The organism is Amycolatopsis rubida (assembly GCF_900115345.1).
In the GTDB taxonomy this organism is placed as follows: Bacteria; Actinomycetota; Actinomycetes; order Mycobacteriales; family Pseudonocardiaceae; genus Amycolatopsis; species Amycolatopsis rubida.
This window is the reverse complement of the sequence record NZ_FOWC01000001.1, coordinates 1305462-1321529: the sequence shown is the minus strand read 5'-3', so window position 1 is coordinate 1321529 and position 16068 is coordinate 1305462. Positions and strand designations below refer to the sequence as shown.

Below are 16068 nucleotides of genomic sequence, written 5' to 3'. Positions count from 1 at the left end.
CTCCCCGGGGACGCCGCCGACCCGGCGTCGCCCGGGGCAAGGGGGAACTCCGCGGCACCCCGCGGCATCACCGTCGATGTCACACCTGAACAGGAGCTCCGGTCATGGACCGAATCCCACCCGCGCCGCCAGTCTCTCCCGCCGGGCAATCCTCAAGGACGGCTGCCGCGAAACAGGCCAAGCGGGCCACGCACGCCGCGTTCTTCGGCTTCGGCGTCGACTACTTCGACATCTATCTGCCGGTCGTCGCGCTTGCCCCGGCGATCCATTACTTCCAGCCGAAAGGCATCCCGGACTCGGTCGAGACGACCCTGTTCTACCTGACCTTCGCCGCGACACTGCTCGGCCGTCCCGTCGGCTCCATCATCTTCGGCGGCATCAGCGACCGCATCGGCCGCCGCAACGCGACCCTGATCGCGGTCGCCGGATTCACCGTCGCCACTTTCCTCATGGCCGCTCTCCCCGGCTACGCGCAATGGGGTTACGGCGGCATCGTCTGTCTCCTGCTGCTGCGTTTCGTCGGCGGCATCTTCATGGGCGGCGAGTACACCAGCGCAAACCCGCTGGCGCTCGAATCCTGTCCACCCGCGAAACGGGGCATCGTCGGCGCCTACATCGCCGGCGCCTACCCCATCGGCTACATCGCGATCTCCGCCGTGACGCTGCCGCTGCTGAGCTTCCTGCCCGGCGGTGGAGCCGGATCGGCCTACCAGAACTGGGGCTGGCGGTTGCCGTTCTTCGTCGGCGGACTGCTCGGAGTCGTGTTCTTCCTCTTCTTCTACCGGTCTGTCGACGAGTCCGCTGCTTGGCGGGCCGAGACCGCCCGCGAAAAATCCGCGACCGAGAAGAAGGCACCGCTGCGCGAACTCCTTCGCGACCGCAAGATCCGCCGCCGTCTCGCCCAGGCGATGCTGCTGATGACCGGGCTCTGGTTCGGCGTGCAATCGATCATCTCCCCCGTTTCAGGTTTGCTGATCACCTATCTCAAGCAGAACTCCGGCGCAGTGACGACGGCTCTGCTGGTGTCGAACGTCGCGCTGTTCCTTGGCTATCTCGCACTTGGACATCTCGGGCAGAAATACGGCCGACGTCGAGTGCTGATCTGCGCTGGGATCGCCACGTTTCTCGTGTCGGTGCCGAGTTTTCTCGCGATGCTGACGCTGCTGAGCACCGGAGGCAGCTTCGTTCTCGCCATGGCGCTGTACACGGTCGGCCTCGTCGTCGCGATCTCGCCGTTCGGCGTCGCGACGGTCTATCTGATCGAGGCGTTTCCGACCAAGATCCGCGCATCCGGCTACGGCGTCGCCTACAGCGTGTCGCTGCTCATCCCGTCGTTCTACAGCTTCTACATGCTCGGTCTCAGCTCGTTCATGCCCTACCTCTACACACCGCTGATCATGATCGCACTCGGCGGGATCCTCACCGCGGTCGGCGCGAAAATCGGCACCGAGACGAGCCGGGCCAAGCTGCTCGACGCCGCGGACTAGGGACACCCGGCGCAGCTCAGTCCGCGTCCTCTCCTCCGGTGGCGGCCTGCGTGCACGGCCTCCGCCGCATGCGAGTCCATGGTCGAGCAATACCGCGTCTCCGGCGGGGGTAGGCGTACACCGACGTCACCCGACTTTCGCGCGCTGAGCTTCGCCGCGGTCGGCGCGGCGACGAAGGGCCTTTTCCCGACGCTGACCTTCGCCGACATCTACACGGCGAGCGCGTGGGCTCGATCATGGTCTGCGCGCTCGTCGCGGAGTACCTCGTCCTCAACCGCACGATCGCGCCCCTGGTGCGCAAGCGGCAGCCAGCCGACTCGATTACTGCCGTTGACCTGCACAGATAGCAATTGTCCCCAGGTTGTCCACAGCCCACTGTGGACAACCTGGGGACAACTTGGGTACGGAGGTCTCAGGCGTCGATCTTCCGCGGCTCTCCGCCGACAGTGATCTTGCGCGGCTGGGCCTTCTCGGCGACCGGAATGCGCAGCGTCAGCACACCGTCGACGTAGTCCGCGGCGATCCGCGTGGTGTCGAGCGTGTCGCCGAGGAACAGCTGGCGCGAGAACTTGCCGCGCGGCCGCTCGGACACCTGGACCTGCGCGTCCTCCACCGCGACGGGCGTGCGCTCGGCGCGGACGGTGAGCACGTTGCGCTCGACGCTCACGTCGATGGAGTCGCGGGCGATCCCCGGGAGATCGAACTGGATGACGTACTCGTCGCCGACGCGGTAAGCGTCCATCGGAACGGAGCGCGGCGCGGTGCCCTGACCGCCGAAGAACTGCTGGGTCAGACGGTCGAACTGGGCGAACGGGTCGGTGCGGATCAGCATTGTCGAATCCCCTTTCGGACAACTGCGGCCAGCCGCTAGGGCGCTGACCAAGCCTTGCAAAGTTGCCAACGACTGACTCAACTTATTTGTTCCCGTGTAGCTCAGATCACAGAGCTGCCGCGAGACCGGCCAGAACTGTCGGTGCCGGTCCGTAGAGTGCGTCTCGTGATCGACCAGCTGACCATCCCGACCGACGCGGGATCCTTCGACGCCATCGCCGCCGGTCCTGAAGACGGCCGCCCGGTACTGCTGCTGCACGGCTTTCCCCAGGCCGCCGTGGAGTGGGAGCACCAGGTGGCGACGCTCGGCGTGCTCGGCTACCGCGCGATCGCGCCGGATCAGCGCGGTTACTCGCCGGACGTGCGGCCCGAGCATCCGGCCGAATACGGCATCTCGACGCTGGTGTCCGATGTCGTGGCCATGGCCGACACGCTCGGCTGGAGCAAGTTCGACCTGGTCGGCCACGACTGGGGCGGCGCGGTCGCTTGGTGGACGGCGGACGAGCACCCGGAGCGCCTGCGCAGCGTCACCGTGGTGTCCACTCCGCACCCGGGCGCGCTCGCCGAGGCGATGCGGACGGACGAGGACCAGCACCTGCGGTCGGCCTACCTGACCGAATGGCGCCAGACCCCCGCGACCGAGCGCCGCATGCTGGCCGACAACGCCAAGGCGCTGCGCGACATCTTCGACCGGCGCATCCCGCCGAGCAAGATCGACGAGTACGTGCAGCGACTGTCCGAACCAGGCGCGCTCACCGCCGCGCTGAACTGGTATCGAGCCGGCCGTCCAGGCGGGAAGATCGGCAAGATTTCGGTGCCGGCGATGTACGTGTGGTCCACAGAGGACGTCGCCTTCGGTTCCACCGCCGCGCTCGACACGGCGAATTGGTGCACCGGGCCGTACCGGTTCGAGATGCTGGAGGAGGTGTCGCACTGGGTAGCGGAGGAAGCGCCGGAGGCATTGACCTCGTTGATCGTCGAGCATCTCGGCAGCCGGTGACACCGGGTCTCGCCCGCGCCGTCGTTCGGTTGGGTATCGGTTGGACTGAGGATTCGAGCGGTGCGTGAAGGCCCGACACTCGAACCGGGCGAAACGGCCACCCGGCTCGCGGTATCGGCCGGTAGGCGCGTGGTGTTCAGTATCCGGAGTGAACACCAGCACTGAAGCCGAAACCGAACGCGTTGTCTTCGTGACCGAGGACGGCGTGCCCACCGGGGAGACCGGGCCGAAGCTCGCCAGTCATCACGCGGAGACGCGACTGCACCTCGCGTTCTCCTGCTACGTCCTGCGCCGTTCGGACAACGCCCTGCTGATCACCCAGCGCGCGCCGCACAAGAAGGTGTGGCCTGGCGTGTGGACCAACAGCGTGTGCGGGCACCCGGCTCCCGCCGAAACGCTGGAGACCGCCGTGCGCCGACGGGCTTCGTACGAACTCGGGCTGCCCGAACTCGATGACCTCAAGTGCGTGCTGCCCACGTACCGCTACCGCACGCCGCCCTTCCAGGGGATCGTGGAGAACGAGTTCTGTCCGGTGTTCACCGCCTGGACGGACGTCGATCCGCGGCCGAATCCCGAAGAAGTGGGCGGCTGGCGATGGATTTCCTGGGCCGATTACACACAGTGGATCACAGATCCGATGACTGACGCGAGTTACTGGGCACGTGATCAATTCGCGCAGCTCAAGGACAAAAAGCCCTTCTCCGCGCTCTGAGCGAAGAACTGCGCTGCGTGACATCAGCGGAAGTCCGTCGTCCACTTGAGCGAAATTCACCTTCGTCCGTACCGATGACTCAAGCCAACGCTCCTTTACGACGAAGACGATGGAGTGGCGGAGGTCAGAGTGTCGGCGGACGACGAGCTCGGAACGGGGGAGACCGCGCCAGACTTGCTCACGTTGCACGAGTCCATCGCGGACCTGTTCGCGACGCGCGGCGACTGGCGGCGGGCCTACCGGCACCTGCGCTCCGCGCTCGACATCGCGCGAGCGGGCAGCCTGCGTGATCCGCTCACCTCCAGCTACAACCGGCGGTACCTCGACCAGCGGCTGCCTGAGCTGCCCGCCGCGGTGGCCGTCGCCCTGGTCGACCTCGACCGGTTCAAGTCCGTGAACGATACGTACGGTCACCTTCTCGGCGACCGCGTCCTCTGCCGGGTCGCCGATCTCCTGCAAGAGGGGCTGCCCGCCGATGCGTTCTGCGCACGGTACGGCGGCGAGGAATTCGCTCTCGTCCTGCCGGGAATCGATCACCGGGGCGCCGTCCGGGTCGCCGACGCCGCCCGCCTTCGAGTCGCCCGTCATCCCTGGTCAGAACTCCGGCCGGGCCTGCGGGTTACGATCAGCGTCGGCCTCGCGCACGGCACCGGATCCGGGCCGCGTCAGCTTCACCGAGCCGACAATCTCCTTTACGCCGCGAAGCGGGCGGGACGCAACAAGGTCGCTTTCCATGACCGCGAGACCGCTCAGGTAATTACGCACTCTGAGTAACGCACGTCTGCGATTACTCCATTCATTGAACCCGATCTTCACCTGTTCGTCCGCTTCAGTGCGCCTTAGGGCGACGCATGGTGAAGAAATTCGCGGGAGGGTGTCGTCACGAACGGCGGGTATCCGTACGATAACGAAAAGCTCCCCCGGTACGACGAGTCCTGGGAGACCCGGTGCAGCCGCCGGGTGTTCAAAGGTAAGCCGCCCCAGCCTGGCGCCTGACGTGCGAGAGGAGACCGAGTGCCCGACGAGCGCAACACCCCCGGCACCGGTCGCCACTCCGACATCCCGGCTCGCCCCCGCGGCGGACGTCGCCGTTCGATGGACACGCACGGCGGCATCAGCGTGTCCGACGTGGTCGCGCGGCACACCGGCGAACGCCCCGCCTTCGCCGACGATCCCGGAACGCGGCATGCGGAGCCAGCGAGCCGGCTCGCGGAACCAGGCACCCGCCGGGCAGAGCCTGGCCGTCGCCGAGCGGACAGCGAGCGGCCTGAACCAGGACGACGGCGAGCGGAGCCGGACGCCGGTTTCCCGGGCACGAACGGCCGCGCTGGGGTGCCCGCCGAGCCGGGTCGGCGGCGAGCGAATGGGCACGTCAACGGGGTTGGCAGCAGGCACGCTGAGCCGGCAGACAGCTCGGGTCTGGGCGACCTGGCTAATGGGCAGGTCAACGGGGTTGGCGGGCGACACGGCGAACCCGCGGAAGGCGACGCCGCGCCAACCGGTGGACGAGCGAACGGGGTCGGCAATCGCCATGGCGAGGTGGCCGGAGGAGACACCGGCTCGGTGGGCAGGCGGGCCAAGCGGCACAGCGAACCCGCGGCGGACGCGCTAGCTGACGAACGCGCGAACGGGCACGTCAACGGATTCGGCGGGCGGCACGGCGGGCCCACAGACGGCGACGGCGCGCCTGCGGGCCGCTGGACGAACGGGCGCGGCAGCCGACACGGCGAGGTGGCAGAGGACGGTGCCGGACCGACTGGCAGCCGGGGAGACGGGCGGGTCGATGGCCTCGGAGGCGTCGGCAATCGGCACAGCCGAGAGGTAGCCGACGGTTCTGCGCTCGGCAATGGCACCGGGCCTGCGCGAGTGGGCGGGCGTGCGCTTCTTGGCGGAGCGGTGCCGGGCGGCGCCGGCGACCCGGACGCTGCCCGAGACGACGCGCGGCGTCGGGAGACTGGGGCTTACCAGGTCGAGCCGGGTGAAGGGCTTGGCGAGACTGGCTACGCGGTGCCGCCGGGTGGTCGGCGGGCTCGGCCAGCCGACGTTCGCGGAGAGACCAGGCATGCCGCGCCGGATTCCGCGCTTGGCGACTATCGGGGTGGGCCCGGTGAGGTGGACGGGCCTGGGCGTCGCAATGGCTTGAGTGAGCGGCCCGGCGACGCAGTCGCTGGCGGACGGGCCGAGGGAGCTAACCGTCGCAGGGAGCCGGGCGGGTCTCGTGCGATGGGACCCGGCGGACAGCTCAACGGGGCTGAAGCTTCTTCGGCGGAGCCGGGCGGGCGGGTTCGGCCTGGTCCCGGCGAAGCCGGTGAGCCGGGAGAACCGCGGCGTCGTCAGGCCGGGCCTGGGCCGGTGCACAACGGTGGGCAGCCGGGGAGCGCCGAGCTTGGTTCTCCGGAGCAGGGGGCCCGACCGCGGCGTCGGCGAGCGGATGGACTTCCGCCTCGGCCTCGGCAGGGCGGCGGGGTCCCGGTTTCGCCGGAGCCGCCTGGGCCTCGACCGCCGCACGGTGCGGAGAACGCTCCTGGGCAGCGGATGCCGGGTGCGGAAGCGGACGGGCCGCGAATGCCCGGTCCAGACTCCGGCGGATTGCCTCGTCCGGGACTGGACGGGCCGCGAATGCCCGGTCCGGACTCCGGCGGATTGCCTGGTCCGGGACTGGACGGGCCGCGGATGCGGGCGACAGGGCCAGATTCCGCTGGGCAAACAGCCGCCGGGCCTGGCTCGGCAGCGCAGCGGAGGCCCGCCGAGCAAGCGCCACGGTTGCCTGGCGGCCCCGGGCCCGCTGAGCAGCGGATAGCTGGTGCTGATTCGGCGGCGCTGCCGATCGAACCTGACGGGCAGCGCGCGGCTGGGCAGGACTCCGGCGGGCACCGAGTGCCGGGGCCGAACGCGCCTCGCCGACGGGTGGCGGGTCCTGGACCGGCCGGGCGGCGACCTGGTGACCTCGATCCGGAACCCGAGGACGAACTTGAGCGGACGCAGCTGAGTCCGGCGCTTGAGCCGGACCGGTTGCGGGGCAAGCAGGCCGAGCAAGGGCGGGCTCCGTCGCCGCGGCGTGGGCGAGCCGGCGCGCCGGATGGCGTCGAGCGCGGTGGGCCGGGCGCGGCTCAGGGTCTTGAGCAGACCCAGCTCAGCCCGGCACTGGACGGTGACGGGCTGGACGACGCCGGTTCCGGACGTTCGCGCCGACCGGAACGTCCACGGCGCGGCCCGGCACCGGACGGAAGCCGGGGTGCAGCGCAAGGTCCTGAACGAACCCAGCTCGGCCCGGCACCGGACGGAAGCCGGGGTGCAGCGCAAGATCTTGAACGAACCCAGCTCGGCCCGGCACCGGACGGCGGCCGGGGTGCAGCGCAAGATCTTGAACGAACCCAGCTCGGCCCGGCACCGGACGGCGGCCGGGGTGCAGCGCAAGATCTTGAACGAACCCAGCTCGGCCCCACGCTGAACGGTGGCCGGAGTGCGGCGCAAGGCCCGGCACTGGACGGCAGCCGAAACCTGGCGCAAGGCCCGCAGCTGGACGGCAGCCGAAACCCGGCGCAAGACCCCGAACGAACTCAGCTCAGCCCAGCACTCGACGGTGACCTGGATGACGAGCGCCCGCAGCGCGGCTCCGCGGCCAAGGACGGGCGTCCCCGGCGCAGACCCGCGCCGAACGCTGGGCCGCAGGGCGGTCCGGAAGCAGAGGGCGAGCGGAGCCCGGCGCTAGGCGGAAAGCAGCCGCTCCCGGCGGATCGGACGCAGTTCACCCCGGTCAAGGGCATCGGGCTCGGCGCCGTAGCCGCCGGGGACTCCGAGCAGACCCAGCTCAGTCCGGCGGCGAAGCCTGCCTCAGACCCGGAGCGCACTCAGCTGAGCCAGGCCGTCGAGGGGCCGAATGGCAAGCGGCCCCGGCGTACTCCGGCGAGGCCGGCCGCCGCGGTTCGGGCGGAGATGGATCCGCTCACGATGACCGACGAGATGGAGGCGATCGACGAGGCGACTCAGTACCGTCGCAAGATCGATCACAGTCTCGCTCGGTTCTCGGCCGCGCATGACGACGCGGCTGCCGAGGAAGCGAAGCGCCGGGAGCGGCGGGAGCGGCTCACTACCCGGTCGATGGCCTTGTTCGAGCAGACCCGGACTGCGTTGCAGCGGGTCGTACTGCTCGACAAAGAAGAGGAAGAACAAGAGCCGCCCGCCGAGAAGCCGGAACAGACTCGGCTTCAGGAGAAGAAACAACGGCATACCGCGCGCAACGTCCGGATCGGGCGGATCGCGTTGATCGTGGTTGTCGCGCTCATTTTCATCGGCACGGGCGTCGCGTGGGGTGCGGTTACCTGGTTTGACGCCAAATTCGCCCAGGTGTCCGCGCTGGACGAAAACTCCTCGGACATCCAGAACGCCGATGCGCAGGCCAACGACGAGAACTTCCTCATGGTCGGCTCCGATTCCCGCGACGGCGCTTCCGCCGAGGAGAATGTCGGGGACGCGGCCAACATTCCCGGCGCGCGGTCGGACACCGTGATGGTGGCGCACGTTCCCGCGGACCGGAAGCGGGTCGTGGTCGTTTCGTTCCCGCGAGACCTGGAAATCGACCGGCCGGATTGCAACCGGTGGGATCCGGCCAAATCCCAGACTACCGACGAGATCGTGCGCGAGCAGAAGATCGCCAAGCTCAACACGGCCTACGCGGTCGGCGGACCACAATGCATGACAAAGGTAATCCAGAAAATCACCGGTCTGCGGATCAACCACTTCGTCGGCATCGACTTCAACGGGTTCAAGGAAATGGTCGACGCGGTGCACGGGGTGACCGTGCACAACGAGAAACCGATCATCGACACCACGCTCGGCAAGGTGCTGACCGAGACCGGCGACGTGACCATTTCCGGCGATCAGGCGCTGAGTTACGTGCGCGCCCGGCACGTCGTCGGTGACAAGACCTCCGACTACGGCCGGATCAAGCGGCAGCAGGCGTTCATCGGAGCGCTGCTCAAGAAGGTCATGTCCTCGGATGTCGTACTGGATCCGGGGAGACTGTCCGGCTTCATCACCGCGTTCGCGCACGCCACGTTCGGCGACAACCTCGGGGTGCAGCAAATGATGACGCTCGCGCAATCGATGCGCGGGCTCGACCCGGCCAACATCAACTTCCTGACCGTGCCCACCGTCGGCCTGCCGAACAAGCGCGGCAACGAAGTCCTGATCCAGGAAAAGACCAAGAGCCTCTTCGACGCGTTGCGCGACAACACTCCGCTGCCGGGCAACCAGCCCGCCGGAACCGCGGCCAGTGCGCCGCCCGCGAACGCCAGTCCCGGCAAAAACACCAACACCGGCTGAGCGCTCCGGATTCGTTAGGCGGGGTTCATACGCGGTTCACCCAGCGATGCGGTATTCGGACAGTCCACGTCGTAGGGTGTGTTCATGCGTGAGGCCTACCATGTCGAACTCGATCAGCTCGCCGAAAACCTGGCCGCGATGTCGGTCCAGGTTGCCGACGCCATGGAGCGGGCCACCAAAGCACTGCTGGAGGTCGACCTCGGCCTCGCCGAGCAGGTGATCAGCGACGACGCGAAGGTCGACGACGCGCGCGCCGAATGCGAGGAGCAGGCGTACGCGCTGCTGGCGCTGCAGGCCCCGGTCGCGACCGATCTGCGCACCGTGCTCGCCGCCATCCACGCGGCGGAAAGCCTGGAGCGCATGGGAGATCTCGCCCTGCACGTCGCCAAGGCCGCCCGCCGCCGCCACCCCGACCCGGTGCTGCCGGACGCGGTCAAGCCCTACTTCGCCGAGATGGGCAAGGCCGCGGTCAAGCTCGCCCGCCAGGTAGAGGCGATCATCAAGACCAAGGACGTGTCCGCGGCCAAGGACCTTGAGGCCGAGGACGACCAGGTCGACGACCTGCACCGGCACCTGTTCACCGTGCTGATGGACCGCGAATGGCCGCACGGCGTCGCCTCCGCGGTCGATGTCACGTTGCTCGGCCGCTTCTACGAGCGCTACGCCGACCACGCGGTGTCCGTCGCCAAGCGGATGATTTTCGTGGTCACCGGCCGGATGCCCGGCTACGGCTCCGACGACGAAGACCTGACCATCTGAGAAACCACGGCACAACCGCCGCCCGGCCCTAGCGCCGGGCGGCGGTTTTTGTTGCGCACAAAACAAAACGGCCGCCCTGGCCGGGATAAACCAGGGCGGCCGTCCACAGTGGAATCAGCCGAACCGGCCCGAGATGTAGTCCTCGGTGGCCTTCTCGTCCGGGTTGGAGAAGATCTTCTCCGTGTCGTTCAGCTCGATCAGCCTGCCGGGCTGGCCGACACCCGCCAGGTTGAAGAAGGCGGTCTGGTCCGAAACCCGCGCCGCCTGCTGCATGTTGTGCGTCACGATGACGATCGTGTAGTCCTTCTTCAGCTCGCCGATCAGGTCCTCGATCGCGAGCGTCGAGATCGGGTCCAGCGCCGAACACGGCTCGTCCATCAGCAGCACGTCCGGCTGCACCGCGATCGCCCGCGCGATGCAGAGCCGCTGCTGCTGACCGCCGGAAAGGCCGCCGCCTGGCTTGTTGAGCCGGTCCTTGACCTCATTCCACAGGTTCGCGCCGCGCAGCGCGCGCTCGGCGACCTCGTCGAGCTGCTTGCGGCTCTTCACCCCGCCGAGCCGGAGCCCGGCCACCACATTGTCCTTAATGGACATCGTGGGGAACGGGTTCGGCCGCTGGAACACCATGCCGATGGTGCGGCGCACCTGCACCGGGTCCACCGCCGAGGCGTAGATGTCCTCCCCGTCCAGCAGCACCTGGCCCTCGACCCTGGCACCGGGAATGACCTCGTGCATCCGGTTCAGCGTGCGCAGCACGGTCGACTTGCCACACCCCGACGGCCCGATGAACGCGGTCACGTTCCGCGGCGGGACGTTCAGCGTGACGCTGTCCACGGCGTGGAACTTGCCGTAGTAGATGTCCAGGTCTTTGACGTCGATTCGCTTGGCCATGACTCACTTCTTCTTCGGGGCGACGATGCGGGAAAGGACCGTGGCGAGCAGGTTGATCACGGCGATGATGAGCACCAGGGTGAGCGCGGCTCCCCAGATCCGGTCGAAGCCGACGCTGCCGGGGTCCATCGAGTTGGTGGCGCGTTCGTTGTTCATCACCAACGGAAGCGACGCCTGCTCCCCGCTGAAGATGTTCCAGTTGACGTAGGACGTGTACCCGACGAGCACCAGCAGCGGCGCGGTTTCGCCCATCACGCGGGCGAGCGCCATCATGATGCCGCCGAGAATGCCCGACAGCGCGGTCGGAAGCACGATCTTCATGATCGTCTTCCACTTGGGAACGCCCAGCGCGTACGAGGCCTCGCGCAGGTCGTCCGGCACGATCCGCAGCATTTCCTCCGCGGAGCGGACGACCACCGGGATCATCAGCAGCACCAAGGCAAGCGACACCGCGAACCCGCTGCGCGGCAGACCGAGCGTGGTGACCCACAGCGCGTAAATGAACAGAGCGGCCACAATGGAGGGAACGCCGGAGAGGATGTCCACCATGAACGTGGTGGCCCTGGCCAGCTTGCCGCGGCCGTACTCGACCAGGTAAATCGCGACCAGCAGGCCGATCGGCACCGAGATGACCGCGCACACCAGACCCTGCAGCAGGGTGCCGATGATCGCGTGCAGCACCCCGCCACCGACCTCGTCGCCGAGCACCGAACCGAAGTCCTGGCCCCACCAGTTGCTGTACGGGATCCGCTTGATGCCGTTGGCGATCACCGTGTACAGCACCCACACCAGCGGGATCACGGCGATCAGGAACGACAGCCACACCAGCACGGTGGCCACGCCGTTCTTGATCTTGCGGGCCGCGCTCACCTGCTGGAAAGCCGGTGTCGTCGCGGGTCGTTCGAGGGTGGTCGACATGGTCACTCCCCCTTCTTGCCGACGATCGCGCGGGCGGCGAAGTTGACCAGGAACGTCAGCACGAACAGCACCAGGCCGGCCGCGATGTAGGCGCCTGCCGAGGTCGGGTTGTTGAACTCGCTGTAGTTCTGGGCGATCTTGGAGGCGAACGTCGCGCCGCCGTCGAACAGGCTCCAGTCGAAGTTGCGCCCCTGCGGGATCAGCAGAATCACCGCCAGGGCAATGGTTTCACCGAGCGCGCGGCCGAGGCCGAGCATCGACGCACCGACGAAACCGGCCTTGCCGAACGGCAGCACCGTGGTGCGAATGACCTCCCAGCGCGTGGCTCCGAGCGCGAGCGCGCCCTCGACCTGCGCGGTCGGCGTGCGCTCGAAAACCTCGCGGGTCAGCGACGTGATGATCGGCAGAATCATCACCGCCAGCACGATTCCGGCGGTGAAAATGGTGCCGCGCACGTTCGGCGCGATGTTGCCCGGCGCGAGAATCGGAATCCACGAGAAGGTGCTGTTGACCCATTCCGAAAACGGCTCGATCGTGGGCGCGAACACGAGAATGCCCCACAGGCCGAAAATGATCGACGGCACCGCCGCGAGCAGATCCACGACATAAGCGAACGGCCGGGCCAGCTTCGCGGGCGCGTACTGGGTGAGGAAAAGCGCGATGCCCAGCGAGATCGGCATCGCGATGACCAGCGCGACCAGCGAGGTCGCCACGGTGACCTCGGCGAGGTCGGCGATGCCGAAGGCCATGTTCGCCGGGTCGTTCGTCGACCACCCGTGGTTGAACAGGAAGTTGACCTTGTCCGCCTTCAGCGCCGGGATCGCCTGGACGACCAGGAAAATCCCGATCAAGGCGATCAGGGCGACGACGAAGATCCCGGCCCCGGTGGTCAGATTCTGGAAGATGCGGTCACCGGCGCGCACCTTCGTCGGCTTCTTCCGCGCGGGCGGCGCTTCCGGCGCCGGCGCGGGTGGCTTGTCCGAAATCGGATCCTCCGGGAACGCTCGGGCGGACGACGAACGCCCACCGGGGTCGCCGGTGGGCGTTCGCGTCGAGGGTTGGTCGCTCATCGACAGTCTCTGTCAGCCTTCGTACCAGCTAGGCAGTCGTTTCAGGAAATCGCCTTGACCGCGGTCAGGACCTTGTCCTGCAGGCTCTGCGGGATCGGCACGTAACCCTTGCTCGACAGCGGCCGCTGGCCCTCGGTGGCGGCCACCGTCAGGAACGCCTTGACGGCCTTCGAGACATCCGCGTTCGAGTACTTCGAGCACACGATCTCGTAGGTGGTCAGCAGCAGCGGGTAGGCGCCCGGCACGTTGCTGGCGTAGATGCCGTTGAGGTCCATCGCGAGGTCATTGGTGCCCTCGTGCAGGAACTTCGCCGAGTCGAGCGACTTGGCCACGTTCTCCGGGCTCAGCGCGACGCCGCCGGAGCCGCTGTCGATCTTGGCCGCGGTGACGCCGTCCTTGGCGAACGCGCCCTCCACGTAGGTGATCGCACCGTCGGCGCCCTTCACCGTGGTGGCTACGCCGTTCGAGCCCTGCGCACCGTTGCCGACGCCGCCGTTGAACTTCTTGCCCGCGCCCTGGGTCCAGACGTCCTTGGCAGCCGCGCCGAGGTACTTCTGGAAGTTGTCGGTGGTGCCCGACTCGTCGGAGCGGGAGACGACCTGGATCGGCTTGTCCGGCAGGTTCAGGCTCTCGTTGCCCTTGACCGCCTTGATCGCCGGGTCATTCCAGTTCTTGATGCCGCCGTTGAAGATCTTGGCGATGACCTGCGGGGTCAGCGTCAGGTTGTCCACCCCGGACAGGTGGTAGCCGACCGCGATCGGGCCGACGACCAGCGGGATGTTCCATGCCGGGGCACCGCAGCGCTTGGTGGCGGCCTCGAGGTCGGCGTCCTTGATCGGCGAGTCCGAACCGCCGAAGTCGACCTGATTGCCGTTGAACTGCTTCACGCCGGCACCGGACCCGGTCGCGTTGTAGTTCACCTTCTGGCCGGAGCACTTCTTGCCGTAAGCCATGTTGAACACGTCGATGGCGTTCTTCTGCGCCGTCGAGCCCTCACCGGACAGCGGGCTCTTGCCCCCGCAGTCGACCTGGGCGGTTCCGGTGGCGGCGGGAGCGGCGGAGTTCGAGCCCGAGCCGCTGCTGGACGCCGAAGGGTCGGAGCCACAAGCGGCGAGGACGAGCGCGGCGCTCGCCACGATGCCGACGGCACCCAGGGGCCGCATGATCTTCACTGCATTTCCTCCACTCGGAGATGTGCCTTTGGTGAATCCGGTCGGGATTGGCGGCGACTGAGCCGCACCGGAACCGGACACTAGGCAGCCTCGGTGGACGGGCTTCCTTGGTTGTATGAACGGAAGGTGAACAAGTCACCGGTTGTGAGCAGGACTACTCCCCCGAACGGGTGCCGTGGCCTGCTCGTGACCTGCTAGTACGCAGAAAGTAACACGGGTCACCGGTCGCGTCGACCGTGATCACTCACCGTACTGGACGTCGGTCTCGAAACGCTGGAACCCCAGCTTGTTGTACACAGCCAAAGCCGCGGCGTTGTCACCCTCGACGTAGAGGATCACCCTCGGTAGTCCCCGAGAGCGCAGGTAGCGAAGTCCGGCCAAGGTCAGCGCCTTGCCGAGGCCACTACCCTGGGTAGCAGGATCGACGCCGACCACGTAGACCTCCCCGACCGGGTCGCCGTCGAACCGGCCGGGCACCGGGTCGTGGACCTTCGTCCAGTGGAAGCCGGCCACCTCGCCGTTCTCGTTCTCCGCGAGGAAGAAGCCCGCCGGGTCGAACCAGGCCCGGAGTTCCTCGGCGCGCACCTCGGCGGCAGTCAGCGCGCCCTGTTCCGGATGCCAGTCGAACGCGCGCGCGTTGACCGCGATCATCGCGTCCTCGTCTTGGCCGGGAACGAAGGTGCGCAACCGGAAACCGTTGCGCAGCACCGGTTCCGGCCAGTCCGCATCGGACACGTCGACGTGCAGGACCAGCAGTTCGCGCTGACGCCCGAGGCCGAGTTTCGCCGCTATCGCCGCCGCACCAGGGTGATCGCCGTGCGCCCACACGCGCAGTCCCTTGCCTGCGCGCTCGACTGCTGCCTGTGCGAGCGCGGTGCCGACGCCGCGACGCCGGAAACCCGGGTGCACGAAAAGCTCCGCGACCTGATGGCCGTGGGAATCGCCTTCGGTATCAAGGTGGACGTATCCCGCGGGCGCGCCGTCGAAGCGGGCGAGGAGATGCAGCCCGCCTTCGAATTCGCGCGGCAACGGCCCGGTCGCGTCGACCTCGGGACGTCCGTCAGTCGCTCTGGCCGCGAGCAGCACTTCGCGCACCGCGTCGTCGGGATCGGTCGTCCAGTCGCCAAGGTCGATAGCCACAAACCGACCTTACCGGCGAACGTCAGCGGGAGGTCAGCTCCGAGGCATCGACCGGAACGGCGACAACCGGCTTCGCGCCTTTCGCCGGCCGCTCGAACTTGTAGCCGACGTTTCGCACAGTGCCGATCATCTGCTCGTGCTCCGGACCGAGTTTCGCGCGAAGCCGCCGTACGTGGACATCGACCGTGCGCGTGCCGCCGAAGAAGTCGTAACCCCACACTTCCTGCAGCAGCTGCGCGCGAGTGAACACGCGACCGGCGTGCTGGGCGAGGTACTTAAGGAGCTCGAACTCCTTGTACGTCAGCTCAAGCGTGCGACGGCGCAGCTTCGCCGTGTACGTCGCTTCGTCAATGACAAGGTCACCTACGCGCAGTTCGGCGTCTGCCTGCAGTCCGATGCCGTCGCGCGTGGTGGCCAGCCGCAGCCGTGCGTCAACCTCCGCGGGACCAGCGGTGGGCAGCAGGATGTCGTCTGTGCGCCATTCGGCGTTGACCGCGACCAGACCGCCTTCGCCGACGACCGCGATGACCGGCGTGCCCGATTCGTCCTCCGCGCCCTTAAGCAGCCGGCAGAGGCTCTTCGCGGACGCGAGGTCGCTGCGCGCGTCGAGGAGGATGACGTCCCGGTGACCTGCGTCGAGCAGGGCCGTAACTTCCGGCTCGCGTACGCGTACGGTGTGCGGCAGCAGGTCCAGCGCGGGTAGTACGGAGGTAGCGTTCAGTTCCTCCGTGAGCACCAGCAGGTCCAAGCTCATGATCCGCAC

The 16068-nt window shown here is 67.8% G+C and carries 16 protein-coding genes; 8 read left to right on the top strand and 8 right to left on the bottom strand.

The genetic code is table 11. From position 1 onward, the window contains the following. The first annotated feature begins 104 nt into the window (after positions 1–104). Complete coding sequence (locus BM362_RS06520) at positions 105–1487, top strand: MFS transporter (protein ID WP_093572456.1); 1383 nt, start codon at positions 105–107, stop codon at positions 1485–1487. A gap of 224 nt (positions 1488–1711) precedes the next feature. Continuing rightward, positions 1712–1834, top strand: coding sequence for a hypothetical protein (locus tag BM362_RS49865; RefSeq protein WP_280142712.1), 123 nt, complete (start codon positions 1712–1714; stop codon positions 1832–1834). A gap of 65 nt (positions 1835–1899) precedes the next feature. On the opposite strand, the gene BM362_RS06515 is transcribed toward BM362_RS49865, so the two are convergent. After that, on the bottom strand, positions 1900–2319 hold the full coding sequence (locus BM362_RS06515) for an Hsp20/alpha crystallin family protein (RefSeq protein WP_067577261.1): 420 nt from the start codon (positions 2317–2319) through the stop codon (positions 1900–1902). A 165-nt stretch (positions 2320–2484) separates the two neighbouring features. On the opposite strand from BM362_RS06515, the gene BM362_RS06510 reads away from it, so the two are divergent. The 3 genes from BM362_RS06510 (at position 2485) to BM362_RS06500 (ending at position 4804) form a co-directional block, all read left to right on the top strand. Beyond that, on the top strand, positions 2485–3318 hold the full coding sequence (locus BM362_RS06510; RefSeq protein WP_067577263.1) for an alpha/beta fold hydrolase: 834 nt from the start codon (positions 2485–2487) through the stop codon (positions 3316–3318). Positions 3319–3466: 148 nt separating this feature from the next. Next, positions 3467–4030 carry an isopentenyl-diphosphate Delta-isomerase gene (gene idi / locus BM362_RS06505; RefSeq protein ID WP_067577265.1) on the top strand — a complete coding sequence of 188 codons (564 nt, stop codon included), beginning with the start codon at positions 3467–3469 and terminating at the stop codon, positions 4028–4030. Between the two features lie 114 nt (positions 4031–4144). Then, complete coding sequence (locus tag BM362_RS06500) at positions 4145–4804, top strand: GGDEF domain-containing protein (RefSeq protein ID WP_067577267.1); 660 nt, start codon at positions 4145–4147, stop codon at positions 4802–4804. Positions 4805–5638: 834 nt separating this feature from the next. On the opposite strand, the gene BM362_RS46790 is transcribed toward BM362_RS06500, so the two are convergent. Continuing rightward, on the bottom strand, positions 5639–6094 hold the full coding sequence (locus BM362_RS46790) for a hypothetical protein (protein WP_143132387.1): 456 nt from the start codon (positions 6092–6094) through the stop codon (positions 5639–5641). Between the two features lie 1054 nt (positions 6095–7148). Between BM362_RS46790 and BM362_RS06485 the strand changes: the two genes are divergently transcribed. From BM362_RS06485 to phoU, 3 genes are all read left to right on the top strand, one after another. Further along, on the top strand, positions 7149–7481 hold the full coding sequence (locus BM362_RS06485; RefSeq protein WP_143132386.1) for a hypothetical protein: 333 nt from the start codon (positions 7149–7151) through the stop codon (positions 7479–7481). Positions 7482–7981: 500 nt separating this feature from the next. After that, positions 7982–9355, top strand: a complete 1374-nt coding sequence (locus BM362_RS06480) for an LCP family protein (RefSeq protein WP_244287052.1) — start codon at positions 7982–7984, stop codon at positions 9353–9355. 84 nt (positions 9356–9439) lie between these two features. Then, on the top strand, positions 9440–10114 hold the full coding sequence (gene phoU / locus BM362_RS06475) for a phosphate signaling complex protein PhoU (protein ID WP_067578071.1): 675 nt from the start codon (positions 9440–9442) through the stop codon (positions 10112–10114). Between the two features lie 114 nt (positions 10115–10228). Here the strand turns inward: phoU and pstB are convergent, their stop codons facing one another. The 6 genes from pstB to BM362_RS06445 all read right to left on the bottom strand — a co-directional run bounded on the left by pstB (position 10229) and on the right by BM362_RS06445 (position 16059). Continuing rightward, positions 10229–11005 carry a phosphate ABC transporter ATP-binding protein PstB gene (gene pstB / locus BM362_RS06470; protein WP_067577279.1) on the bottom strand — a complete coding sequence of 259 codons (777 nt, stop codon included), beginning with the start codon at positions 11003–11005 and terminating at the stop codon, positions 10229–10231. Between the two features lie 3 nt (positions 11006–11008). Next, complete coding sequence (gene pstA, locus BM362_RS06465) at positions 11009–11923, bottom strand: phosphate ABC transporter permease PstA (RefSeq protein WP_093572453.1); 915 nt, start codon at positions 11921–11923, stop codon at positions 11009–11011. Positions 11924–11925: 2 nt separating this feature from the next. Beyond that, entirely contained in the window at positions 11926–12846 is a 921-nt protein-coding gene (pstC, locus tag BM362_RS06460) for a phosphate ABC transporter permease subunit PstC (RefSeq protein WP_067578073.1), read from the bottom strand. Positions 12847–13034: 188 nt separating this feature from the next. Continuing rightward, the gene (gene pstS / locus BM362_RS06455; RefSeq protein ID WP_067577283.1) at positions 13035–14165 is read right to left on the bottom strand and encodes a phosphate ABC transporter substrate-binding protein PstS; all 1131 of its coding nucleotides are present in this window, start codon (positions 14163–14165) and stop codon (positions 13035–13037) included. 240 nt (positions 14166–14405) lie between these two features. Further along, the gene (gene mshD / locus BM362_RS06450) at positions 14406–15305 is read right to left on the bottom strand and encodes a mycothiol synthase (RefSeq protein WP_093572452.1); all 900 of its coding nucleotides are present in this window, start codon (positions 15303–15305) and stop codon (positions 14406–14408) included. 22 nt (positions 15306–15327) lie between these two features. Then, positions 15328–16059, bottom strand: coding sequence for a winged helix-turn-helix transcriptional regulator (locus tag BM362_RS06445; protein ID WP_067578075.1), 732 nt, complete (start codon positions 16057–16059; stop codon positions 15328–15330). Positions 16060–16068: the final 9 nt, after the last annotated feature.

Bases quoted from the DNA above. Each gene is read 5' to 3' on its own strand.
- BM362_RS06520 (WP_093572456.1), top strand. From the start codon at position 105: ATGGACCGAATCCCACCCGCGCCGCCAGTCTCTCCCGCCGGGCAATCC.
- BM362_RS06515 (WP_067577261.1), bottom strand. From the start codon at position 2,319: ATGCTGATCCGCACCGACCCGTTCGCCCAGTTCGACCGTCTGACCCAG.
- BM362_RS46790 (WP_143132387.1), bottom strand. From the start codon at position 6,094: ATGCCTGGTCTCTCCGCGAACGTCGGCTGGCCGAGCCCGCCGACCACC.
- BM362_RS06480 (WP_244287052.1), top strand. From the start codon at position 7,982: ATGACCGACGAGATGGAGGCGATCGACGAGGCGACTCAGTACCGTCGC.
- phoU (WP_067578071.1), top strand. From the start codon at position 9,440: ATGCGTGAGGCCTACCATGTCGAACTCGATCAGCTCGCCGAAAACCTG.
- pstB (WP_067577279.1), bottom strand. From the start codon at position 11,005: ATGGCCAAGCGAATCGACGTCAAAGACCTGGACATCTACTACGGCAAG.
- pstA (WP_093572453.1), bottom strand. From the start codon at position 11,923: ATGTCGACCACCCTCGAACGACCCGCGACGACACCGGCTTTCCAGCAG.
- BM362_RS06445 (WP_067578075.1), bottom strand. From the start codon at position 16,059: ATGAGCTTGGACCTGCTGGTGCTCACGGAGGAACTGAACGCTACCTCC.